Genomic DNA, 23,493 nt, shown 5'->3' with positions numbered 1-23,493 from the left:
TTATGGGGGCCGCGGCCTGGATCAGGCTCGGTCTTTTTCCGCTGTAACGAAAAAAGCCACTCCGCAGAGTGGCTTTTTTCTATGTTGGTTGCGGGAGCTGGATTTGAACCAACGACCTTCGGGTTATGAGCCCGACGAGCTACCAGACTGCTCCATCCCGCGCCGGCCATTCTACTCGGGATGAACACCCTGTCAATCGATTTTTGCTTTCCGATCAATTATTTAAATTGAGCGCAAACGAAAAAGGCCACTCCGAAGAGTGGCCTTTTCCTTGTGTCTGGTTGCGGGAGCTGGATTTGAACCAACGACCTTCGGGTTATGAGCCCGACGAGCTACCAGACTGCTCCATCCCGCGGCGGCCATTCTACTCAGGACGGCTACCCTGTCAACCGTTTTTTCAGAAAAACTGGTTTTTCTTCAGATGCTTAGCGAAGCGGGGCCGCAGCGGGCGGGCGGCGCAGGCGTTCGCGCCGTTTTGCATTACCATGGAAGCCTTCAGCTAATGCGCAGGAACGGACGGGGCATCTCCTCCGAGTTCCGGCGCTATCCCCTCCGAGCAGGTTCCGCGTTGAGTTCCCGGCAGCGAAAGATCATCCACATCGATTGCGATTGCTTCTACGCCGCCATCGAGATGCGCGACGACCCGAGCCTTGCGGGCAAGCCGCTGGCCGTGGGCGGCTCGCCGGACAAGCGCGGGGTGGTCGCCACCTGCAACTACGAGGCGCGCGTCTACGGCCTGCACTCGGCCATGGCCATGCGCACCGCGGTCAAGCTGTGCCCGGACCTGACCATCGTGCGCCCGCGCATGGACGTCTATAAAGGTGTGTCGCGGGAAATCCACGGGATCTTCCGCGACTACACCGACCTCATAGAGCCGCTGTCCCTGGACGAGGCCTACCTCGACGTCAGCGACTGCCAGCAGTTCTCCGGCAGCGCCACGCTGATCGCCCAGGACATCCGTCGGCGCGTCTGGTCGTCGCTGGGCATCACGGTGTCCGCCGGGGTGGCGCCGAACAAGTTCCTGGCCAAGATCGCCAGCGACTGGCGCAAGCCCAACGGCCTGTTCGTGGTCACCCCGGAGCAGGTCGAGGACTTCGTCGCCGAGCTGCCGGTGAAGAAGCTCCACGGTGTGGGCAAGGTCACCGCCGAGAAGCTGGCGCGCCTGGGCGTACAAGACTGCCGGCAACTGCGCGACTGGTCGCGCCTGGCGCTGGTGCGCGAGTTCGGCGGCTTCGGCGAGCGTCTGTGGAACCTCGCGCGCGGCATCGACGAGCGCCCGGTGCAGGTGGATAGCCGGCGCCAGTCGATCAGCGTGGAGAACACCTTCGACCGCGACCTGCCCGACGTCGACGCCTGCCTGGCCGAGCTGCCCGGCCTGCTCGACGAACTGCAACGACGGATGCAGCGCCTGGACGCCAGCTACCGGCCGGGCAAGCCCTTCGTCAAGCTGAAGTTCCACGACTTCACCCAGACCACCCTGGAGCAGGCCAACGCCAGCCGCGACCTGGACAGCTACCGGCTGCTGCTGGCCCAGGCCTTCCAACGCGGCGAGCGGCCGGTGCGGCTGATCGGCGTGGGCGTGCGCCTGGTCGACCTGCGTGGCCGCGCTGAACAACTCAGCCTGTTCTGAGAACCTGCCTACGATCTGCTGCGCGTCGGCATAACTGCGTTAAAAACAGGCGAGTGATGCTCATTTAGTGGACTAAACTGTGCTCCCTCCCCTGTTTTTGCCTTGTTCTGCTCTAGCTCGCGAGCTCGTAGACAGGTTCTGAGCGTTGCCGGCGTTGGGTAAAAGTCCGATCATGCGCAGCGCGTAGCCAGGGCCCCGAGCATGCGAATCCACGTCACCTTCACCGACCGCGTCGGCATCACCCAGGAAGTCCTGGCGCTGCTGGGCGCGCGCAACCTGAACCTGGACGCGGTGGAGATGGTGCCGCCGAACGTCTATATAGATGCCCCCGAGCTGCGCCAGGAAGTGCTCCACGAACTGCACGGCGCGTTGCTGCGGGTGCGCGGCGTGCTCTCGGTGCAGATCGTCGACATGCTCCCCGGCCAGCGCCGCAGCCTGCACCTGGATGCGCTGCTGGCGGCCATGGGCGACCCGGTGCTGGCGGTGGACGCCCAGGCCCGGGTGCTCCTCGCCAATCCGCGGCTGATCGACCTGTGCGGCCGCCAGCCGGCCGGCGAGTCGCTGTCCACCCTGTTCGACGAGCCGGGCCTGGCCGAGCGCCTGATGGAGAAGGGCTTCCGCCTGCCGATGCACGAGGTCAGCCTGGGTGGCCAGCCGCTGCTGCTGGACGCCACGCCGATCCGCGGCACCGGTGACGCGCTGGACGGCGGCTTGCTCACCCTCTACCCGCCGAGCCGCATCGGCGAACGTCTGTCGCTGCTGCACCACGACCATGCCGAGGGCCTGCAGGGCCTGATCGGTCGTTCCGCGCCGCTGATGCAACTCAAGGCGCGGGTGCGCAAGGTTGCCGGGCTGGACGCGCCGCTGCTGATCCAGGGCGAAACCGGCACCGGCAAGGAACTGGTGGCGCGCGCCTGCCATGCCCTGAGCGCACGCCGCGAGGAACCCTTCCTGGCGCTGAACTGCGCGGCGCTGCCGGAAAGCCTGGCCGAGAGCGAGCTGTTCGGCTATGCCTCCGGCGCCTTCACCGGCGCCCAGCGCGGCGGCAAGCCGGGCCTGCTGGAGCTGGCCGACCGCGGCACAGTGTTCCTCGACGAAGTGGGCGAGATGTCGCCCTACCTGCAAGCCAAGCTGCTGCGCTTCCTCAGCGACGGCTGCTTCCGCCGCATCGGCGGCGAGCGCGAGGTGCGGGTGAACGTGCGGGTGCTCTGCGCCACCCACCGCAACCTGGCGAAGATGGTCGGCGAAGGCAGCTTCCGCGAAGACCTCTACTACCGCCTCAACGTGCTCAACCTGCAGGTGCCGCCGCTGCGCGAGCGCGGCCAGGACATCCTGCTGCTGGCCGAGCACTTCCTGCGCCTGGCCTGCACGCAGATCCAGCGCCCGCCCTGCCGCCTGGCGCCGGAAACCCACCCGCTGCTGCTGGGCAACCGCTGGGCCGGCAACGTGCGCCAGTTGCAGAACAAGATCTTCCGCGCCGCGGCCATCGGCGAGGGCGAGGTGATCGGCGTCGAGGACCTGGAAGTGGCCGGCACCGAGCTGGACACCCGCCAGGCCGCCGACGAGGAGGTCACCAGCCTGGAGGAAGCCGTGCAGCAGTTCGAGAAGTCGCTGCTGCAACGGCTCTACGCGGCCTACCCCTCGACGCGCCAGCTGGCCGCGCGGCTGCGCACCTCGCACACCGCCATCGGCCAGCGCCTGCGCAAGTACGGGATAGGCGAGCGCTGAGAGTGGAACGATTTCGCTCCGGTGGAGCGTTTTCGTTCCATTTGGCGGCGGCCGCGCCAGCCGGGGCCCTGATGCGCTAAAGGCCAGGAGACTGGTTGGTTTTTGTGGAATGATTTCGTTCCAAAGGCTGGATCGCACTTGGCGGTTATATTAATCAACTAATTGATTTATAAGTGTTTTGTTGGTTTTGGCATCACCCTTGCTCTCGTGCCGGGAAAAATCGCGAGCCACCCGACGGCTCGATTCGAGACCAAGAGGACGACCCATGACCACCCTGCGCTTCACACCCGACCATGAATGGCTGCGCCTCGAAGCTTCCGGCGAAGTGACCGTTGGCGTCACCGACTATGCCCAGGAGGCGCTGGGCGACGTGGTCTACGTCCAGCTGCCGGAGCTCGGCCGCCATGAGCAGGGCGCCGAAGTGGCGGTGCTGGAGTCGGTGAAGGCCGCCAGCAACATCGTCATGCCGCTGGCCGGCGAGGTCACCGAGGTCAACCCCGCGCTGGTCGACGGCCCGGAGCTGGTCAACCAGGCGCCGCTGGCCGACGGCTGGTTCTTCCGCATCCGCCTGGATGACGCCGCCGCCCTCGACACCCTGATGGACCAGGCCGGCTACGAAGCCTACCTGTCCGCCCGCGCCTGAACCGGGGAGCCCGCATGAGCAAGGTCCAACTGAGCACCCGCAACGAATTCATCGCCCGCCACATCGGCCCGCGCGAGGCCGACACCCAGGCCATGCTCGAGCTGGTCGGCTACGCCAGCCTCGACGCCCTGACCGACAGCGTCATCCCCAACAGCATCAAGGGCACCAGCGTGCTCGACGGCAGCGCGGGGCAGGGCGAGGCCCAGGCCCTGGCCGACCTGCGCGCCATCGCCGCGCAGAACCAGTTGCTGCGCAACCACATCGGCCAAGGCTACTACCCCTGCCACACGCCGGCGCCGATCCTGCGCAACCTCCTGGAAAACCCGGCCTGGTACACCGCCTACACGCCCTACCAGCCGGAAATCTCCCAGGGCCGCCTGGAAGCGCTGCTGAACTTCCAGACGCTGATCGGCGACCTCACCGGCATGCAGATCGCCAACGCCTCGCTGCTGGACGAAGCCACCGCCGCCGCCGAGGCCATGACCTTCTGCAAGCGCCTGTCGAAGAACAAGGCCGCCCAGGCCTTCTTCGCCTCCGCGCACTGCCACCCGCAGACCCTCGACGTGCTGCGCACCCGCGCCGAGCCGCTGGGCATCGAAGTGGTGGTCGGCGACGAAGCCGCGCTGCAGGACTTTTCCGCCTACTTCGGCGTGCTGCTGCAATACCCGGCCAGCACCGGCGCGGTCATCGACTACCGCGAGCTGATCGAGCGCGCCCACGCCGCCGGCACCCTGGTAGCCGTGGCCGCCGACCTGCTGGCGCTGACACTGCTCACCCCGCCGGGCGAATTCGGCGCCGACGTGGTCCTCGGCAGCGCCCAGCGCTTCGGCGTGCCGCTGGGCTTCGGCGGCCCGCACGCGGCCTACTTCGCCACCCGCGACGCCTTCAAGCGCGACATGCCCGGCCGCCTGGTCGGCATCTCCATCGACCGCTTCGGCAACCCGGCGCTGCGCCTGGCCATGCAGACCCGCGAGCAGCACATCCGCCGCGAGAAGGCCACCAGCAACATCTGCACCGCCCAGGTGCTACTGGCCAACATCGCCAGCATGTACGCCGTCTACCACGGCCCGCAGGGCCTGAGCGACATCGCCCGGCGCGTGCACCGGCTGACCGCCATCCTCGCCGCCGGCCTGGCGCAGCTGGGCCACAAGGTCGAGCAGGAATACTTCTTCGACACCCTGAGCGTCGCCACCGCGCGCCCGGCCGCCGAAGTCCATGCCGCCGCCCAGGCCGCCGGCCTCAACCTGCGGGTGATCGACGACGGCCGCGTCGGCGTCTCCCTCGACGAGACCTGCGAGCAGGCCGCCGTCGAAGCCCTGTGGGCGGTGTTCGCCGCCGGCCAGGCGCTGCCGGACTTCGCCGCCCTGGCCGCCAGTGTCGGCGACCAGCTGCCGCAAGCGCTGCTGCGCACCTCGGCCTTCCTGCGCCACGAAGTGTTCAACCGCTACCACTCGGAAACCGAGCTGATGCGCTACCTGCGCAAGCTGGCCGACAAGGACCTGGCCCTGGACCGCAGCATGATCCCGCTGGGCTCCTGCACCATGAAGCTGAACGCCGCCAGCGAGATGATCCCGATCACCTGGGCCGAGTTCGGCAACCTGCACCCCTTCGCCCCGGCCGAGCAGGCCGCCGGCTACCGGGCCATGACCGAGGAACTGGAGGCCATGCTCTGCGCCGCCACCGGCTACGACGCCGTGTCGCTGCAGCCCAACGCCGGTTCCCAGGGCGAGTACGCCGGCCTGCTGGCCATCCGCGCCTACCACGCCAGCCGTGGCGAAGGGCACCGCGACATCTGCCTGATCCCGTCCTCGGCCCACGGCACCAACCCGGCCACCGCCCAGATGGCCGGCCTGCGCGTGGTGGTCACCGCCTGCGACGCGCGCGGCAACGTCGACCTGGCCGACCTCAAGGCCAAGGCCGAGGAACACCGCGAGCGCCTGGCGGCGATCATGATCACCTACCCGTCGACCCACGGTGTGTTCGAGGAAGCGGTGCGCGACATCTGCGCCATCGTCCACGACAACGGCGGCCAGGTGTACATCGACGGCGCCAACATGAACGCCATGGTCGGCCTGTGCGCGCCGGGCAGGTTCGGCGGCGACGTCTCGCACCTGAACCTGCACAAGACCTTCTGCATCCCCCACGGCGGCGGCGGCCCGGGCGTCGGCCCGATCGGCGTGAAGGCGCACCTGGCGCCCTTCCTGCCCGGCCACGGCGAGCAGCTGGAGCGCAAGCAGGGCGCGGTGAGCGCGGCGCCCTTCGGCAGCGCCAGCATCCTGCCGATCACCTGGATGTACATCCGCATGATGGGTGGGCAGGGCCTCAAGCGCGCGTCCCAGGCGGCCATCCTCGGCGCCAACTACATCGCCCGCCGCCTGGAAGAGCACTACCCGGTGCTCTATACCGGTGAGAACGGCCTGGTGGCCCACGAGTGCATCCTCGACCTGCGCCCGCTCAAGGAAACCAGCGGGATCAACGTCGACGACGTGGCCAAGCGCCTGATCGACTTCGGCTTCCACGCCCCGACCATGTCCTTCCCGGTGGCCGGCACGCTGATGGTGGAGCCCACCGAGAGCGAGTCGAAGCAGGAGCTGGACCGCTTCTGCGACGCCATGATCCGCATCCGCGAGGAAATCCGCGCGGTGGAACGCGGCGAGCTGGACAAGGACGACAACCCGCTGAAGAACGCCCCGCACACCGCGGCGGAGCTGGTCGGCGAGTGGTCGCACCCCTACAGCCGCGAGCAGGCGGTGTACCCGCTGGCGAGCCTGGTGGACGGCAAATACTGGCCGCCGGTGGGCCGTGTGGACAACGTCTACGGCGACCGTAACCTGGCCTGCTCCTGCCCGTCGATCGCCGACTACCAGGACGCGTGAACCCTTAAGTCCCCGCGCCCGCTCCTGCGGGCGCCGTGGCCGCGGTGGGCGCCGGATGCGCCGGCGCGGCCTTTTTTTCGCCAAGGAGACGCCATGAGCCTCGCCAAGACGCCGCTGTACGACCTGCACCTGGAACTGGGTGCGAAGATGGTTCCCTTCGCCGGCTACGAGATGCCGGTGCAATACCCGCTGGGCGTGCTCAAGGAGCACCTGCACACCCGCGCCCGGGCCGGCCTGTTCGACGTGTCGCACATGGGCCAGCTGCGCCTGCGCGGCGCCGACGCCGCGGCTGCGCTGGAAAGCCTGGTGCCGGTGGACATCCTCGACCTGCCGGTCGGCCAGCAGCGCTACGCGCTGTTCACCAACGCCGAGGGCGGCATCCTCGACGACCTGATGGTGGCCAACGCCGGCGACCACCTGTTCCTGGTGGTCAACGCCGCCTGCAAGGAGCAGGACCTGGCGCACCTGCGCCAGCACATCGGCGCGCGCTGCGAGATCGAGTCGCTGTTCGACAGCCACGCCCTGCTGGCCCTGCAAGGCCCGGCCGCGGCCGAGGTGCTGGCGCGCTTCGCCCCGGCGGTGAAGGACCTGACCTTCATGCAGGTGGCGAGCGTCGAGCTGCTGGGCGTGCAATGCAACGTCAGCCGCTCCGGCTACACCGGCGAGGACGGTTACGAGATTTCCGTGCCCGTGGCCCAGGCCGAAGCCCTGGCCCGCGCGCTGCTGGCCGAGGAAGAAGTGCAACCGATCGGCCTTGGCGCGCGCGACTCGTTGCGCCTGGAAGCCGGCCTGTGTCTGTACGGCCATGACATGGACAGCGCCACCACCCCGGTGGAAGCGAGCCTGGGCTGGGCCATCTCCAAGGTGCGCCGTACCGATGGCGAACGTGCCGGTGGCTTCCCCGGCGCCGAGCGCATCTTCGCCCAGCAGCGCGAAGGCGTGGCCAGCAAGCGCGTCGGCCTGCTGCCGCAGGAGCGGGTGCCGGTGCGCGAGGGTGCGGAGATCGTCGACGCGGATGGCGCGGTGATCGGCAAGGTCAGCAGCGGCGGCTTCGGCCCGAGCCTGGGCGCGCCGGTGGCCATGGGCTACGTGGCCAGCGCCCATGCCGCGCTGGACAGCGAAGTCTTCGCCCTGGTGCGCGGCAAGCGCGTACCGATGAAGGTGGCGCGCACGCCGTTCGTGCCGCAGCGGTATTACCGCGGTTGAGGAGCATTGCGGACGGAGTCCTACGCTGCTGGTGGTTTTCGTAGGAGCGAGCTTGCTCGCGAACGAGGCTTCCGGGGACTTCGGCGCCAGGCCTGAGAGCACCCTCTCCCTAACCCTCTCCCTGAAGGGAGAGGGGACCGTTCGGTGTGTTCGGGCAGTTTGGAGTCAGCCGGCAGCACCGTTGGTTTCCGACTGGAGCCATACCCTCTCTCGGCACGGACAAGCCCCCTCTCCCTTCAGGGAGAGGGCTGGGGAGAGGGCGCGGAGTCAATCCAAAGCATCAAAGCCAAGAATGAGCCTCGTTCGCGAGCAAGAACTAGGCGTCCCCCTCGCTCCTACGAAGAGCCGCTGGGCACCTCAATCCTCCGGCCACATCCGCAGCACGCGGCTGTCGGCCGAGAGCAGGCGCAGTTCGCCCTTGTCTGTTATTTCCCAGCGCTGCACTTCGCCCAGGGCCTGGAAGAACCGCTGCTCCTGCTCCATCAGCGCCGGCGCGCACATCCGCCGGGTGCTGCCGGGCTGGCCGAAGCTCAGCGTTTCGCCGTCCAGCTGGTAGCTGGCGAACCAGTGGTTGCAGCCGGCGTTGCCGAAGGCGCGGCCCTGGCCGTCGAAGGTCAGGCTGACGTGGCTGCGGCCCACCAGCGGGCGCTTGCCGATCCATTCCACGCGGTAGGCCTGGTCGCTTTCCGGTTCCGTCGGGTGCTGGGCGCAGCCGGCCAGCAGCAGGGCGCCGAGCAGGGTCGTCAGTGTCTTGTTCATGGGTTCCCCCGGGCCTGGCAGGCGGGGCAGAGGTGGCGGTCGCCGTCCACCGTCCAGCCCAGTTCGGTGATGCGCGCGGTGGCGGCGGGGGCGTGGGCGGGCTTGCCGAGGCTGGCGTCGACGGCGAACTCGAAGTCCAGCATGGTCCCGCAGCCGTCGCACTTGACCTGCCAGTTGAGGATCGACAATTCCTTGAACACCGGGCCCTTGGCCACCGCGGTCCATTGCCCCGGCGGGTTGATCAGGTGGCGCACCTTGTCCACCGTCAGCGTCATGCTCAGGTCGCGGCTGCCCTTGAGGCTGACCAGCAGGGTGTCGCCGTTCTGGATCGAGCCACCGTTGCCGGTGACCTGGTAGAGGCCCGGACCGAGCGCGCGGCATTCGTTCAGCGTGTGTTGCGGATTGAGCAGGTTGTAGCGGAAATCGTGTTGAGCCATGGGTCCTCCGAAAGTCCGCCCATAGTAGGGGAAGTGGCCCGGACTCGCGACCGTGGCGGCGTGGCCACGGCCCCGGGGCTCAGGGTTCGACGAGGTTGACAGGGGCACCTTGGCGCCAGGCGCCGATGTTGTCCAGCGTGGTCCCGGCGATGGCCGCCAGCGCCTCGCGGGTGAGGAAGGCCTGGTGCGCGGTGATGATCACGTTGGGGAAGGTCAGCAGGCGCGCCAGCACGTCGTCCTGCAGCGGCAGGTCGGAACGGTCGGCGAAGAAGATTTCCGCTTCCTCCTCGTAGACGTCCAGCCCCAGGTAGCCGAGCTGGCCGCTCTTGAGCGCCTCGATCAGCGCCGGGGTGTCCACCAGGGCTCCGCGGCCGGTGTTGATCAGCATGGCGCCGCGCTTCATGCGCTGCAGGCTGTCGGCGTTGACCAGGTGGCGGGTGGCGTCGTTGAGCGGGCAGTGCAGGCTGATGATGTCGGACTCGGCCAGCAACTGGTCGAGGCCGACGAAACGCCCGCCGAGGGCCTCGATGGCCGGGTTGGGGTAGGGATCGTAGGCCAGCACCTGGCAGCCGAAGCCGCGCATGATCTGCGCGAACACCTGGCCGATCTGGCCGCTGCCGACCACGCCGACGGTCTTGCCGTGCAGGTCGAAGCCAGTCAGGCCGTGCAGCGAGAAGTCGCCTTCGCGGGTGCGGTTGTAGGCGCGGTGCAGGTGCCGGCACAGGGCCAGGACCAGCCCCACGGCGTGCTCGGCCACCGCGTGCGGCGAGTAGGCCGGCACCCGCGCCACGGTCAGGCCCAGGGCGTGGGCGGCGGTCAGGTCGACGTGGTTGTAGCCGGCCGAGCGCAGGGCGATCAGCCGCGTGCCGCCGGCCGCCAGTTGCTCCAGCACCGGCCGCGAGAGGTCGTCGTTGACGAACGGGCAGACCACCTCGAAGCCCATGGCCAGGGCGGCGGTGTCCGGGCGCAACGGGCTCTGCTGGAAGTGCAGTTCGAAGCCGTGCCCGGGGTTGGCGGCGAGGAAGCTCTCGCGGTCGTAGTTCTGGCTGCTGAACAGGATGATGCGCATGGCCGGCCTCAATGGGTGTCGTGGGGCGTGCGCTGCCCGGTATGGCTTTCGGTGGCGCGGGTCAGTTCGCCGATGGCGTGGTCCAGGTCCTCCAGCGCGGCGCCGGCCTGCGGGTCGTTCTGCTTGAGCAGGGTTTCCGCGCGCTGGCAGGCGCCGCGCAGTTGCGGCACGCCGCAGTAGCGGGTGGCGCCGTGCAGGCGGTGCACGCGCTCGATCAGGGTGGCGCGGTCGTTGCGCTCGCGGGCCAGGCGGATGGCCTGGCGATCGGCGGCCAGGGAGGCGAGCAGCATGGCCAGCATGTCGGCGGCCAGGTCGGCCTTGCCGGCGGCCAGGCGCAGGCCTTCCTCGGGGTCGAGCACGGCCAGGCCGTCGGCGGCGAAGCGCGCGCCCTGGGCCGCCACGCCGCGGCCGGCCAGGGCCAGGCCGGTCCACTTGAGCACCACCTGGGCCAGTTGGCGCTCGTCGATGGGCTTGGTCAGGTAGTCGTCCATGCCGCCCTGCAGCAGGGCGCGCTTCTCGTTGGCCAGGGCGTGGGCGGTGAGGGCGACGATGGGCACCGGGCTGACCTCGCGCTGGGCTTCCCAGTGGCGGATCGCCTCGGTGGCCTGGCGGCCGTCCATGCCGGGCATCTGCACGTCCATGAAGACCAGGTCGAAGCGCTCGCGCTGCACCGCTTCCACCGCGGCCAGGCCGTTGTCCACCGCGGTGACTTCCGCGCCCAGGTCGCTGAGCAGCGTCTGCACCAGCAGCAGGTTGGCCGGGTTATCGTCGACGCACAGCAGGTGCGGCACCTGGCGCTCGGCCCGCGGCGAGGGCTTGTCCTGGCGCGCCGGGCGCAGGTGCAGGAGCTGGTCGAGGGCGTGCTGCAGCTTGCGCGTGCAGGCCGGCTTGCTCTGCACCTGGCCTTCGGGCAGCACGGCGTTGTACTGCGACTGGTCGACGGTGGGGCAGAGCACCAGGGTCTTGCAGCCCTTGAACTCGAAGTCGCGGATGGTCTGGCGCAGCACGTCCGGCTGGCTGTCGGCGAGGTTGACGCCGAGCACCGCCAGCCCGATCGGCGCGCTGCCGGCGTCGGCGGGCTTGTCCAGGGCCGCGCGCAGGGCGTCGAGGTCCTCGAACTCGTGCACTTCCAGGCCGCAGTCCTCCAACTGGTGGTGCAGCGCGGCGCGGGTCAGCTCATGGGGTTCGCAGAGCGCCACGTGGTGGCCGCTGGGCGGCGCCGGCAGGTTGTCGTCGCTGTCCTCGCGGGCCTTGGGCAGGCTCAGGCTGATCCAGAATTCCGAGCCCTCGCCGGAGCTGCTGTCCACGCCTATCTCGCCGCCCATCTGCTCGATCAGGCGCTTGGAGATCACCAGCCCCAGGCCGGTGCCGCCGGCCTGCCGCGACAGCGAGTTGTCGGCCTGGCTGAAGGCCTGGAACAGCGCGCGCAGGTCGGCGTTGGTCAGGCCGATGCCGGTGTCGCGCACGCTGATGCGCAGCTGCGCGCGCTCGTCGTTCTCGTCCTCGAGCATGGCGCGCACGGCGATGGTGCCTTCGTGGGTGAACTTGATGGCGTTGCTCACCAGGTTGGTCAGCACCTGCTTCAGGCGCAGCGGGTCGCCCACCAGGTTCAGCGGGGTGTCGCGGTAGATCAGGCTGACCAGCTCCAGGCGCTTCTCGTGGGCGGCCGGGGCGAGGATGGTGAGGGTGTCCTGGACCAGCTCGCGGAGGTTGAACGGGATGTTCTCGAGGATCAGCTTGCCGGCCTCGATCTTGGAGAAGTCGAGGATCTCGCTGATGATCCCCAGCAGGCTCTCGGCGGACTTCTGGATGGTGCCCAGGTAGTCCTGCTGGCGCACGGTGAGGTCGCTTTTCTGCAGCAGGTTGGTGAAGCCGATGATGCCGTTGAGCGGGGTGCGGATCTCGTGGCTCATGTTGGCCAGGAACTCGGACTTGATGCGGCTGGCCTCCAGGGCCTCCTTGCGCGCCAGGTCCAGTTCGATGTTCTGGATCTCGATGGTCTCCAGGTTCTGCCGCACGTCCTCGGTGGCCTGGTCGATGTTGTGCTGCATCTCTTCCTGGGCGCTCTGCAGCGCCTCGGCCATGCGGTTGATGCCCGCGGCCAGCTCGTCCAGCTCGTGGCTGCCCAGGGCCGGCAGGCGGGTTTCCAGGCGGCCTTCCTTGAGCTGCGCGACGCCCTGGGCGATCTGCCCCAGGGGCGCGCTGATGGCGCGGCTCATGCGCAGGGAGAGCAGGGCGGTGACCACCAGCCCGGTGACGATCAGCAGCAGGCTGGTGAACAGGCTGCGGTAGCCGCGCAGCAGGGTGCCGTGGTGCGAGAGTTCCAGCTCGACCCAGCCGAGCAGGCGGTTGGCGTCTTCTTCCGGGGTGCTGGACAGGCTGCGGTGGCGGCCCAGCACCGGCAGCAGGAAGTGCGTGGTGTCCAGGCTGCTGACCAGGCTCAGGTGGCTGCCGTCGCCGCTGGGCATGGGGGTGAGGATGCTCGGCCCGGCATGCACCAGGCGCACGCGCTCGGGGTTGAGGAAGGTCACCGCGCGCACGTCGGGCTGGTCCAGGGCCTCGTTGGCGATCCGCTCCAGCAGCGGCAGGTCGCCGTGGTCCAGGGCGGAGGCCGACAGCGGGGCGAGCTGCTCGGCGATCAGTTGGCCGCGCTCGATCAGTTGCACGCGCATGTCCGACAGCTGCACCCAGGTGAAGTAGCCGCCCAGCACCAGCGTCAGCAGGCTGGTGGGCAGCAGGGTGAGCAGCAGCACCCGCCCCTTGATGCCGAGATCCTTGAACACGCGCGTCCTCCCAAACGGTTTCGGGGCAGTTTAGCGGGTCGCCGGGCGGGAATCCCGAACATTGACCGCCGGACGGCTGCGCTTGCCCTGGGCAGGCGCTGTCATGAATACTTGTCGTTCGCGAATAAGTCTTGTTTATCATGACGCCGACCGCCACCAGCCAACCCCGCCTGCTGACCATCGAGGACGACCCTACCCTGGGCGCCCACCTGCACAGCCACCTGAGCCAGCGCGGCTTCGCCGTGACTTGGTGCCGCGACGGCCGCGAGGGGCTCGACCAGGCGCTGAGCGAGGCCTTCGACCTGGTCCTGCTGGACGTCATGCTGCCCGGCTGCAGCGGCCTGGAGGCCCTGCGCCAGCTGCGCCGCGAGCAGCGCGTGCCGGTGATCCTGATGTCCGCCCTGGGCGCCGAGCAGGACCGCATCGCCGGTTTCTCCCAGGGCGCCGACGACTACCTGCCCAAGCCCTTCAGCCTGGCGGAGCTGAACGTGCGCATCGACGCCATCCTCCGCCGCGTCGCCCTGGAGCGCGGCAGCCTGCTGCCGGCCGGCCCCGCGGACGCAGGGCTGCGGCTGAGCGAGGAACCCTGCGAGGTGGCCTGGGAAGGCCAGTCCGCGGCGCTCACCGCCACCGAGCAGCGCCTGCTGGAAACCTTCCTCGGCAACGTCGACGAAACCCTGAGCAAGCCGTTCCTCTACCAGCACGTGCTGAACCGTGGCTACACCGCCCACGACCGCGGCCTGGACATGCACGTCAGCCACCTGCGCCGCAAGCTGCAGTCCATCGGTTATGCGCGCCATCAACTGCGCGCGGTCTGGGGCAAGGGCTATGTTTTCGCTAGCGCCGAGTGAGCGGCGCGCGCGCCAGGTACTGCCCAGCCGCCATTCGCTGTTCTGGCGCCTGGCGGTGCCGGTGGTGCTGCTCTGCCTGGTGCTGATCTGGCTGTCCTGGACCTGGGGCCGCCAGGTCGAGCGCCGTGGCTATTTCCTAGACGCCGAGGCCCAGTCCGTGCTGCATGGCTATGCGGCCGACCTGGAACGGGCCTGGAACGCCGGCGGCGAGGCCGCGGTGGACGACTGGCTGGCACGCATGCGGGCCAGCGAGCAGACCTGGATGGTGGCGCTGGACGGCCGCCTGCAGCCCCTGGGCAGCCAGCCGCTGAGCATCGAGGAGGCCACGCGCCTGACCTTCCAGCGCGGCCTGGACTGGCCGGTTAGCAACCGCAGCCGGAGCCTGCCCTACATCGGCATTCCCTTCCCCGAGCACCCCGCCGACGGCCGCCTGGTGCTGCAGCTGCCGCAACGCTTCAAGCCCGCTGGCTACTCCACGCTGGCGCGGATCTTCACCCATGGGGTGGTGCCCGCCGCGCTGGCGCTGCTGCTGTGCGGGCTGCTCTACCGCCAGTTGATCCACCCGCTGGCGCGCCTGCGCGAGCACGCCAACGCGCTGCGCGCCGACGACCTGGGCTCGGGCGCCGCCCGCGAGGTCAGCGTCCGCCGCGACGAGCTGGGCGAGCTGGGCCGCGCCTTCGACCACATGGCCCAGCGCCTGAGCGGCCACGTGGAGTTCCAGCGCCAGTTGCTGCGCGACCTGTCCCACGAGCTGCGCACGCCGCTCAGCCGCCTGCGCGTCGCCGCCGAGAGCGCGCCGGCCGAGGACCCGCTGCGCCTGCGCCTGGAGCGCGAGGTGGAAGTCATGCAGCGGCTGGTGGCCAACACCCTGGAGCTGGCCTGGATGGACACCGAGCGGCCGCGCCTGCCGCTGGAGGACGTCGCCATCCTGCCGTTGTGGGAACTGCTGGTGGAGGACGCCGGCTTCGAGTCCGGCTGGGCGCCTTCGCGCTTCCACTGCGAGGTGCCGGCGGACTGCGTCGTCCGCGGCCACCTCAATGGCCTGGCGCAGGCCCTGGAGAACCTGCTGCGCAATGCCATCCGGCATTCCCCGGAGGGCGGTTGCGTCCGCCTGCTCGGCCAGCGCGAAGGCGACTACTGGCACCTGTGCCTGGCCGACCGGGGGCCGGGGGTGGAGGCCGCCGACCTGGAGCGCATCTTCCTGCCCTTCACCCGCCTTTCCGCGGCGCGTTCCGGCGAGGGCTTCGGCCTGGGCCTGAGCATCGCCCGCAGCGCCATCCGCCTGCAGGGCGGCGAACTCTGGGCCGAGCGCGGCAACCCCGGCCTGCGCATGCACCTGCGCCTGCCGGCCGCCTGACGCCGTGCGGCGCCAGGCGACCAGCGGCCGTCAGAACTCCATCACCGCCGACAGCCACAGCCGGCGCCCTTCCTCCAGGGTGCCGCTGGTCCCCGCGCTGCCCTGGATGTAGTGCGAGGCCCAGCCCGTGGTGCCGTTGGCGGCGGTGTAGGAGTCGCCGCCGAGGAAGTCCTTGTCGAACAGGTTGTACAGGGTGGCGTTCAGCGTCAGGTTGCGCGTGGCCTTGAACGAGCCGCCGAGGTGGAACACCTGGTAGGCGTCGAGGTCGCCCAACTGGTCGGCGATGGCCTGGTTGGTCGCGTTGAGGTTGGCGTAGCGCGCGGTGAAGCGCGCCCGCTCGCCGTGGTACTCGCCCTTCAGCCAGAGCTTCAGGCGCTCGCTGGCCTGCCAGTCCAGGCGCAGGTTGGCCATGTGTCGCGGGGTGTTGGTCAGCGGGGCGCCCTTGTCGTCGCCGCTGAGCTGCTCGCTGTCGGTGTAGGTGTAGTTCAGCGAGGCGCTCAGGGCCGGGGCGAAGGCCCAGCGTCCGGCCAGTTCCACGCCCTGGGTGCGGGCCTTGCCGATGTTCACCTGCTGGGCGAAGTTCTCCTGCAGGAAGCTGCTGCCCATGTCGATGCAGCCGGCCTGGTTCGGCGCGTCCGGCCAGTTGCAGTTGGGGATCGGGGTGCCGCTGTCGATCTTGTCCTTGAAGCGGGTGTGGAACAGCGTGAGGTTGGCGTTGAAGTCGGCGAGGTTGTCGTAGTAGACGCCGAATTCGGTGTTGGTGCTGGTTTCCGGGTCCAGGTCGGGGCTGCCGATGGTGAGGATCTGGCCCTGGCCGCTGACGCCGTTGATGCCGTCGTGCAGCTGGTTCAGCGTGGGCGTCTTGTAGCCCTGGCTGACGCCGCCCTTGAGCGTCCAGCTGTCGGTGGTGTTCCACACCAGGTAGGCGCGCGGGCTGAAGTGCCCGCCGAAGGCCTCGTGGTCCTCGTAGCGGCCGCCGAGGGTCAGCGCCAGGTCCTGGCGCAGGCGCCACTCGTCCTCGGCGAACAGCGCCCAGGAACTCTGCTGGAATTCCTCGGTGGCGATGCCGTCCTCGACCTTCGCGTCCCAGTACTGGCCGCCGAGGGTGAACATGTGCGCCTCGCCCAGGGGCATCACCAGCTTGCTGTCCAGCACCAGGTCGGTGGACTTGAGGGTGCGGTCGTCGCCGCCGACGATCGACGGGTAGCCGCTGTAGGGCCGCCCGACGGTGCCGGGGATGGTGCGCCCGATGGTCTCGGTGGTGCTGTGCGTCAGGCTGCTGTCCAGGGTGCCGAAGCCCAGGCGGCCGGTGTGGGAGAGGGCGAACTGGTCGCGCTCGAAGCGCAGTTCGTCCTTGTAGCCGTTGGCGCGCGTCGGTGCGTCGCGGTTGCAACCGTCGGTGGCACTGCCGCCGGCCTTGCCGTCGAGGGTGCCCAACTGGCAGTCGTCGTTGTTGTACGCCTGGCGGCCACGCTCGAAGTCCAGGGAGATGTCGTGCTCGGCGTTGGGGGTGAAGGTCAGGCGGCTGCCGATGTTGTAGTTCTGGCCTTCCACCGGGGAGGCGCCGCGGCGGCTGACGGTGGCGCCGTCGTCGAAGCTCAGGTCCGAGGCGCTGCGGTCGAAGAAGCTGCCGCGCAGGTTCAGGCCGAGCCGGTCGGCCACCAGCGGGCCGCTGGCGTAGAGGCTGGTGCCGCTGCTGTCGCCGTAGTCGCGGTGTTCCTGGACGGTGTGGTCGAGGCTGAGGCTGGCGCCCCATTCGCGGGCCACCTTGCGGGTGATGATGTTGACCATCCCGCCCATGGCGTCGGAGCCGTAGAGGGTGGACATGGGGCCGCGGATCACCTCGATGCGCTCGATGGCCGAGAGCGGCGGCATGAAGCTGGTTGAGGTCTCGCCGAAGCCGTTGGGGGTGATGTTGCCGGCGCTGTTCTGCCGGCGGCCGTCGATCAGCACCAGGGTGTAGTCGCTGGGCAGGCCGCGGATGCTGATGTTCAGGCCGCCGGTCTTGCCGGTGCTCTGGCCGATGTCGACGCCTTCGACGTCTTCCAGGGCCTCGGCCAGGTTGCTGTAGCGCTTCTCTTGCAGTTCCTCGCGGGTCAGCACGCTGATGCTGGCCGGCGCTTCTGTGACCTTCTGTTCGTAGCCGGCGGCGGTGACCACGGTGTCGCCCAGGCTCAGGGTGTCGTTGCCCTGGGCCTGGCCGGCCATGGCCAGGGCGATGGCGCCGGCCAGGGAAGTGCGGGAAAGAGGAATGGACATCGGTAGGCTCCTGACTGCTCGTGATGGCGGCGGAGCCTGTCGGTAACGCAAATCATTTTCATCTTCATGAAAGTTACTGCATATGTCCGCAGAGGCCTGAAATCGCACTGCAGCGCCCGGCTCATGGGGGCTGGAACGCATTGTGGCAGCATGTTAATTGCGGAGATTTCCTACGCGGATGTTCCGGCCTCCGAGCAAGGAATCCGGGGCGGCGAGGCAGGCGCGGATGCCGCCGCCGATGCCACTCGCTGCGCTTGCCGATATGGCCGGCGGCGGTTTACCGGTATCATAGGCCGCTATTCAGATTGGCCTTGCTGACGACGAGCGACTCCATGACCGTGCAGTACCCCACCATCGCCGAGTGCATCGGCAATACTCCGCTGGTGCGCCTGCAGCGCCTGCCCGGGGAAACCTCCAACACCCTGCTGGTGAAACTCGAAGGCAACAACCCGGCCGGCTCCGTGAAGGACCGCCCGGCGCTGTCGATGATCACCCGCGCGGAGCTGCGTGGCGACATCCACCCCGGCGACACCCTGATCGAGGCGACCTCCGGCAACACCGGCATCGCCCTGGCCATGGCCGCGGCGATCAAGGGCTACCGCATGATCCTGATCATGCCGGACAACTCCACCGCCGAACGCAAGGCGGCCATGACCGCCTACGGCGCCGAGCTGATCCTGGTGAGCAAGGAGCAGGGCATGGAAGGCGCCCGCGACCTGGCCGACCAGATGCAGCGCGAAGGCAAGGGCAAGGTGCTGGACCAGTTCGCCAACGGCGACAACCCGGTGGCCCACTACCAGGGCACCGGCCCGGAGATCTGGCGCCAGACCAACGGCGAGATCACCCACTTCGTCAGCTCCATGGGCACCACCGGCACCATCATGGGCGTGTCGCGCTACCTCAAGGAGCAGAACCCGGCGGTGCAGATCGTCGGCCTGCAGCCGATGGAAGGCTCGTCCATCCCCGGTATCCGCCGCTGGCCGCAGGAATACCTGCCGAAGATCTTCGACGCCAGCCGCGTCGACCGCGTGGTGGACATGCACCAGAGCGAGGCCGAAGACGTGATGCGCCGCCTGGCCCGCGAGGAAGGCATCTTCTGCGGCGTGTCCTCCGGCGGTGCGGTGGCGGCCATGCTGCGCCTGTCCCGCGAACTGGAGAACGCGGTGCTGGTGGCGATCATCTGCGACCGCGGCGACCGCTACCTGTCCTCCGGAATCTACGACCCCAGCTGACATGGCCAAGCACAGAAGCGGCCTGCGCTTCCAGCCCAGCGGCGGCGCCCGCAACGCCGGCGTGCCGGTGGGCAAGAAGCAGCGCCTGCGCATCGAGCGCCTGGCCCATGACGGCCGCGGCATCGCGCACCTGGAAGGGCGCACCTGGTTCGTCGCCGGCGCGCTGCCCGGGGAAGAGGTCGAGGCCCGCGTGCTGGCCGCGCGCAGCCAGGTGGTGGACGCCCGCGGCGAACGCATCCTGGCCGCCGCGCCGGAGCGCCGCGCCGAGCCCTGCCCGGTGGCCGGCAAGTGCGGCGGCTGCACCCTGCAGCACCTGCCCCACGCCGGACAATTGGCGCTCAAGCAGCGCACCCTGGCCGAGCAGCTGCAGCGCTTCGGCGACATCGTCCCGGAAGAGTGGGCAGCGCCCCTGGCCGGCCCCGAATTCGGTTACCGCCGCCGGGCCCGCATCGCCGTGCGCTGGGATGCCAAGGCCGAGCGCCTGGAGGTGGGGTTCCGCGCCGCCGCCAGCCAGGCCATCGTCGCCTTCGACGACTGCCTGGTGCTGGTGCCCGAACTGCAGGCGCTGGCCCGCGCGTTGCCGGCGCTGCTGCAGGGGTTCCAGCGGCCGCGGGCCATCGGCCACGTCGAGCTGTTCCACGGCACCGCCTGCGCCCTGCTGCTGCGCCACACCGAACCTCTGCCCGCCGCCGACCTCGAACGCCTCCGGGCCTTCTGTTCGGCACGGGATGTGCAGCTGTGGCTGCAGGGCGACGGCGAACCGACGCCGGCCGACGGCGAAGGGCGCCTGGGCTACCGCCTGGACGCCTGGGACCTGACCCTGGCCTACCGGCCGGGGGACTTCGTCCAGGTCAACGAGCCGGTCAACGCGGCCATGGTCGCGCAGGCGCTGGACTGGTTGGCCCCCGCACCGGCGGAACGGGTGCTAGACCTGTTCTGTGGCCTGGGCAATTTCGCCCTGCCGCTGGCCCGAAGCGCCGCCTGCGTGGTGGGCGTGGAAGGCGTGCAAAGCATGGTCGCGCGCGCCGCGGCCAACGCCCGGGCCAATGGCCTGGACAACGCCGTGTTCCACCAGGCCGACCTGGCGCAGCCGCTGTCCGCGGCGCGCTGGTTCGCCGGGGACGCGGCCAAGGGATTTTCCGCCGTGCTGCTCGACCCGCCGCGTGACGGCGCGTTCGAGATGGCACGGGGCATGCGTGAACTGGGCGCCGAGCGGGTACTCTATGTGTCCTGCAATCCGGCGACCCTGGCGCGCGACGCCGGCGAACTGGCCCGTCAGGGCTATCGCCTGAAGCGTGCCGGAATCCTCGACATGTTCCCGCAGACGGCGCATGTGGAGGCGATGGCTCTGTTCGAGGCAGGTTAGGACGACCTGCGCAATCCGACCGGCCCACGCCAGAAAGGCCGGCGCAGTCGAGCGGTGTGCCACGGCACACCGTGGGGAAGGGTAGACAAGATGGTACAGGTGAGAGCGCACCAGCCGGTCAACACCGACGGCAGCATCAACCTCGAGGCCTGGCTGGACCACGTCCAGACCCTGGTCCCGGTGCTGGATCGCAAGGTCCTGCTGGAGGCCTGCGAGTTCGCCCGCGAGGCCGAGAACAAGGCGGTCAGCCAGGTGGAAGCCGCCTGGGCCGATGGCACTTCGAGCTTCCAGACCGGCCTTGAGATCGCCGAGATCCTCGCCGACCTCAAGCTGGACCAGGAGTCGCTGGTGGCCGCGGTGATCTACCGTGGCGTCCGCGAGGGCAAGGTCAAGCTGGAGGAAGTGCAGCAGCGCTTCGGCCCGGTGGTGGCCAAGCTGATCGAGGGCGTGCTGCGCATGGCGGCGATCAGCGCCAGCCTCAACCCGCGGCAATCCATGGTGCTCGGCACCCAGGCGCAGATCGAGAACCTGCGCAAGATGCTGGTGGCCATGGTCGACGACGTGCGCGTCGCGCTGATCAAGCTGGCCGAGCGCACCTGCGCCATCCGCGCGGTGAAGAACGCCGACGAGGAGAAGCGCATGCGCGTCGCCCGCGAGGTGTTCGACATCTATGCGCCGCTGGCGCACCGCCTGGGCATCGGCCACATCAAGTGGGAGCTGGAGGACCTGTCCTTCCGCTACCTGGAGCCCGACCAGTACAAGCAGATCGCCAAGCTGCTGCACGAGCGCCGCCTGGACCGCGAGCAGTACATCGCCACCGTGATGCAGCAGCTCAAGGACGCCCTGGCCGCCACCGGCATCAAGGCCGACCTGTCCGGCCGCGCCAAGCACATCTACTCGATCTGGCGGAAGATGCAGCGCAAGGGCCTGGACTTCAGCCAGATCTACGACGTGCGCGCGGTGCGCGTGCTGGTCCCGGAGATGCGCGACTGCTACACCGCGCTGGGCATCGTGCACACCCTGTGGCGGCACATCCCCAAGGAATTCGACGACTACATCGCCAACCCCAAGGAAAACGGCTACCGCTCGCTGCACACCGCGGTGATCGGCCCCGAGGGCAAGGTGCTGGAAGTGCAGATCCGCACCCACGCCATGCACGAGGAAGCCGAGCTGGGCGTGTGCGCGCACTGGCGCTACAAGGGCACCGACGTCAAGTCCGGCTCCAACCACTACGAGGAGAAGATCTCCTGGCTGCGCCAGGTCCTGGAGTGGCACGAGGAACTGGGCGACATCGGCGGCCTGGCCGAGCAGCTGCGCGTGGACATCGAGCCGGACCGGGTGTACGTGTTCACCCCCGACGGCCACGCCATCGACCTGCCCAAGGGCTCCACGCCGCTGGACTTCGCCTACCGCGTGCACACCGAGGTGGGCCACAACTGCCGCGGCGCCAAGATCAACGGGCGCATCGTGCCGCTGAACTACAGCCTGCAGACCGGCGAGCAGGTGGAGATCATCACCGGCAAGCACAGCGGCCCGAGCCGCGACTGGCTGAACCAGAACCTTGGCTACGTCACCACCTCGCGGGCGCGGGCGAAGATCGTCCACTGGTTCAAGCTGCAGGCCCGCGACCAGAACGTCGCCGCCGGCAAGGCCATGCTCGAACGCGAACTGGGGCGCCTGGCGCTGCCGCCGGTGGACTTCGAGAAGCTGGCCGAGAAGGCCAACTACAAGACCGGCGAGGACCTGTTCGCAGCCCTCGGCGCCGGCGACCTGCGCCTGGCCCACGTGGTCAACTACGCCCAGGCGCTGGTGGAGCCGGAGCGCGGCAACGAGCAGCTCGAACTCATCCCGCGCAAGCCCAGCCGCCTCGGCCACGGCAAGCGCGGCGACATCCAGATCCAGGGCGTGGGCAACCTGCTGACGCAGATGGCCGGCTGCTGCCAGCCGCTGCCGGGCGACCCGATCGTCGGCTACATCACCCTCGGCCGCGGCGTCACCATCCACCGCCAGGATTGCGCCACCGTGCTGCAACTGGCCGGCCGCGAGCCGGAGCGGATGATCCAGGTGAGCTGGGGCCCGGTGCCGGTGCAGACCTACCCGGTGGACATCGTCATCCGCGCCTACGACCGCTCCGGCCTGCTGCGCGACGTGTCCCAGGTGCTGCTCAACGAGCGCATCAACGTGCTGGCGGTGAACACCCGTTCGGACAAGGACGACAACACCGCGACCATGCGCCTGACCATCGAGATCCCCGGCCTGGATTCCCTGGGCCGCCTGCTGGCGCGCATCTCGCAACTGCCCAACATCATCGAGGCGCGGCGCGACCGCGCGGGTGGCAAGGATGTATAAGCTCGACGACCTGCTGTACCTCATGGCGCGCCTGCGCGACCCGCAGCACGGCTGCCCCTGGGACCTCAAGCAGGACTACGCGAGCATAGCCCCCTACACCATCGAGGAGGCCTACGAGGTCGCCGACGCCATCGAGCGCGGCGACTTCGAGCACCTGCGCGAGGAGGCCGGCGACCTGCTGTTCCAGGTGGTCTACTACGCCCAACTGGCCCGCGAGGAACAGCGCTTCGACTTCGACGCGGTGGTCCACGGCATCACCGCCAAGCTGGTCCGCCGCCATCCCCATGTGTTCCCCGACGGCGACCTGTACGGCGTGCCCGACGCGGCGAAGCTGGCGGAAGCGGCGGTGAAGCAGCGCTGGGAAGAACTCAAGGCCGAGGAGCGCGCGGCCAAGGCCGCCGAGCCGGTGCAACTGTCGCTGCTGGACGACGTGCCGGTGGCGCTGCCGGCCCTCAGCCGCGCGGCCAAGCTGCAGAAGCGCGCCGCCCAGGTCGGCTTCGACTGGCCGGAAGCCCTGCCGGTGGTGGACAAGCTGCGCGAAGAGCTGGACGAAGTGCTGGAAGCCATGGCCGACGGCGATGCCGAAGCCCAGGCAGAGGAGATCGGCGACCTGCTGTTCGTGGTGGTCAACCTGGCCCGGCACCTGAAGGTCGACCCGGAAACCGCCCTGCGCGCGGCGAATGGCAAGTTCGAAAGGCGCTTCCGCTACATCGAGACCACCCTGCGCGACCAGGGCCGCAAGGCCGAGGAATGCAGCCTGGAAGAGCTGGACGCGCTGTGGGGCGAGGCCAAGCGGGAGGAGAAGAATCCGTTGGGGTGTGGTTAGTTAGGCCGGCGTTACGAAAAAAGCCCCGGTTCGCCGGGGCTTCCTGTAGGAGCAACTGTCTTGCGCCGAGGCGCTCTTCGTAGGATGGGTTGAGCTTGCGATACCCATGCTGCCGTGGTGAT

Annotated in this window: 16 protein-coding genes and 2 tRNA genes; 11 read left to right on the top strand and 7 right to left on the bottom strand. The window is 69.1% G+C overall.

Going from position 1 to position 23,493, the window contains the following annotated elements; translation table 11 throughout:
• Positions 1 to 85 precede the first annotated feature (85 nt).
• Both QSJ95_RS24075 and QSJ95_RS24070 read right to left on the bottom strand, forming a co-directional pair.
• A tRNA-Met gene (locus QSJ95_RS24075) sits at positions 86 to 162 on the bottom strand.
• Positions 163 to 278: 116 nt separating this feature from the next.
• A tRNA-Met gene (locus tag QSJ95_RS24070) sits at positions 279 to 355 on the bottom strand.
• Between the two features lie 147 nt (positions 356 to 502).
• Between QSJ95_RS24070 and dinB the strand changes: the two genes are divergently transcribed.
• From dinB to gcvT, 5 genes are all read left to right on the top strand, one after another.
• A complete protein-coding gene (gene dinB, locus QSJ95_RS24065; protein ID WP_225617181.1) occupies positions 503 to 1,630 on the top strand; it encodes a DNA polymerase IV in 1,128 nt (375 codons plus the stop codon).
• Positions 1,631 to 1,831: 201 nt separating this feature from the next.
• Positions 1,832 to 3,358 carry a transcriptional regulator GcsR gene (gcsR, locus tag QSJ95_RS24060; RefSeq protein ID WP_285645747.1) on the top strand — a complete coding sequence of 509 codons (1,527 nt, stop codon included), beginning with the start codon at positions 1,832 to 1,834 and terminating at the stop codon, positions 3,356 to 3,358.
• A 265-nt stretch (positions 3,359 to 3,623) separates the two neighbouring features.
• On the top strand, positions 3,624 to 4,001 hold the full coding sequence (gene gcvH, locus QSJ95_RS24055; RefSeq protein WP_009616869.1) for a glycine cleavage system protein GcvH: 378 nt from the start codon (positions 3,624 to 3,626) through the stop codon (positions 3,999 to 4,001).
• Positions 4,002 to 4,015: 14 nt separating this feature from the next.
• Positions 4,016 to 6,877 (top strand): aminomethyl-transferring glycine dehydrogenase, encoded by a 2,862-nt coding sequence (gcvP, locus tag QSJ95_RS24050; RefSeq protein ID WP_285645746.1) that lies wholly within the window; start codon positions 4,016 to 4,018, stop codon positions 6,875 to 6,877.
• 93 nt (positions 6,878 to 6,970) lie between these two features.
• A complete protein-coding gene (gene gcvT / locus QSJ95_RS24045) occupies positions 6,971 to 8,083 on the top strand; it encodes a glycine cleavage system aminomethyltransferase GcvT (protein ID WP_285645744.1) in 1,113 nt (370 codons plus the stop codon).
• A 357-nt stretch (positions 8,084 to 8,440) separates the two neighbouring features.
• Here gcvT and QSJ95_RS24040 read toward each other — a convergent pair whose 3' ends face one another.
• The 4 genes from QSJ95_RS24040 to QSJ95_RS24025 form a co-directional block, all read right to left on the bottom strand.
• Positions 8,441 to 8,842 carry an META domain-containing protein gene (locus QSJ95_RS24040; protein ID WP_009616877.1) on the bottom strand — a complete coding sequence of 134 codons (402 nt, stop codon included), beginning with the start codon at positions 8,840 to 8,842 and terminating at the stop codon, positions 8,441 to 8,443.
• Positions 8,839 to 9,279: a hypothetical protein gene (locus QSJ95_RS24035; RefSeq protein ID WP_074981426.1), complete on the bottom strand. Its 441-nt coding sequence runs from the start codon at positions 9,277 to 9,279 to the stop codon at positions 8,839 to 8,841. Before QSJ95_RS24035 ends, QSJ95_RS24040 begins: the two co-directional genes overlap by 4 nt.
• Before the next feature lie 79 nt (positions 9,280 to 9,358).
• On the bottom strand, positions 9,359 to 10,348 hold the full coding sequence (locus QSJ95_RS24030) for a 2-hydroxyacid dehydrogenase (protein ID WP_285645743.1): 990 nt from the start codon (positions 10,346 to 10,348) through the stop codon (positions 9,359 to 9,361).
• Positions 10,349 to 10,356: 8 nt separating this feature from the next.
• Entirely contained in the window at positions 10,357 to 13,131 is a 2,775-nt protein-coding gene (locus QSJ95_RS24025; protein WP_285645742.1) for a response regulator, read from the bottom strand.
• Positions 13,132 to 13,271: 140 nt separating this feature from the next.
• On the opposite strand from QSJ95_RS24025, the gene QSJ95_RS24020 reads away from it, so the two are divergent.
• Positions 13,272 to 13,982 carry a response regulator transcription factor gene (locus tag QSJ95_RS24020; RefSeq protein ID WP_009616884.1) on the top strand — a complete coding sequence of 237 codons (711 nt, stop codon included), beginning with the start codon at positions 13,272 to 13,274 and terminating at the stop codon, positions 13,980 to 13,982.
• Entirely contained in the window at positions 13,960 to 15,339 is a 1,380-nt protein-coding gene (locus QSJ95_RS24015; RefSeq protein ID WP_285645740.1) for a HAMP domain-containing sensor histidine kinase, read from the top strand. The genes QSJ95_RS24020 and QSJ95_RS24015 overlap by 23 nt, the downstream gene beginning before the upstream one ends.
• Before the next feature lie 30 nt (positions 15,340 to 15,369).
• Here the strand turns inward: QSJ95_RS24015 and QSJ95_RS24010 are convergent, their stop codons facing one another.
• Positions 15,370 to 17,598: a TonB-dependent receptor domain-containing protein gene (locus QSJ95_RS24010; RefSeq protein WP_285645737.1), complete on the bottom strand. Its 2,229-nt coding sequence runs from the start codon at positions 17,596 to 17,598 to the stop codon at positions 15,370 to 15,372.
• Positions 17,599 to 17,930: 332 nt separating this feature from the next.
• On the opposite strand from QSJ95_RS24010, the gene cysM reads away from it, so the two are divergent.
• The 4 genes from cysM (at position 17,931) to mazG (ending at position 23,371) form a co-directional block, all read left to right on the top strand.
• The gene (gene cysM / locus QSJ95_RS24005; protein WP_058487256.1) at positions 17,931 to 18,830 is read left to right on the top strand and encodes a cysteine synthase CysM; all 900 of its coding nucleotides are present in this window, start codon (positions 17,931 to 17,933) and stop codon (positions 18,828 to 18,830) included.
• A 1-nt stretch (position 18,831) separates the two neighbouring features.
• Positions 18,832 to 20,196, top strand: a complete 1,365-nt coding sequence (rlmD, locus tag QSJ95_RS24000; protein ID WP_069863607.1) for a 23S rRNA (uracil(1939)-C(5))-methyltransferase RlmD — start codon at positions 18,832 to 18,834, stop codon at positions 20,194 to 20,196.
• Between the two features lie 90 nt (positions 20,197 to 20,286).
• Positions 20,287 to 22,545, top strand: a complete 2,259-nt coding sequence (relA, locus tag QSJ95_RS23995) for a GTP diphosphokinase (protein WP_009616890.1) — start codon at positions 20,287 to 20,289, stop codon at positions 22,543 to 22,545.
• The gene (gene mazG, locus QSJ95_RS23990) at positions 22,538 to 23,371 is read left to right on the top strand and encodes a nucleoside triphosphate pyrophosphohydrolase (protein WP_058072446.1); all 834 of its coding nucleotides are present in this window, start codon (positions 22,538 to 22,540) and stop codon (positions 23,369 to 23,371) included. The genes relA and mazG overlap by 8 nt, the downstream gene beginning before the upstream one ends.
• Positions 23,372 to 23,493: the final 122 nt, after the last annotated feature.

The organism is Pseudomonas sp. NBRC 100443 (assembly GCF_030268185.1).
GTDB lineage: Bacteria > Pseudomonadota > Gammaproteobacteria > Pseudomonadales > Pseudomonadaceae > Pseudomonas > Pseudomonas citronellolis.
The sequence above is the reverse complement of the archived record's forward strand: the minus strand, read 5'-3'. Positions and strand labels throughout refer to the sequence as shown.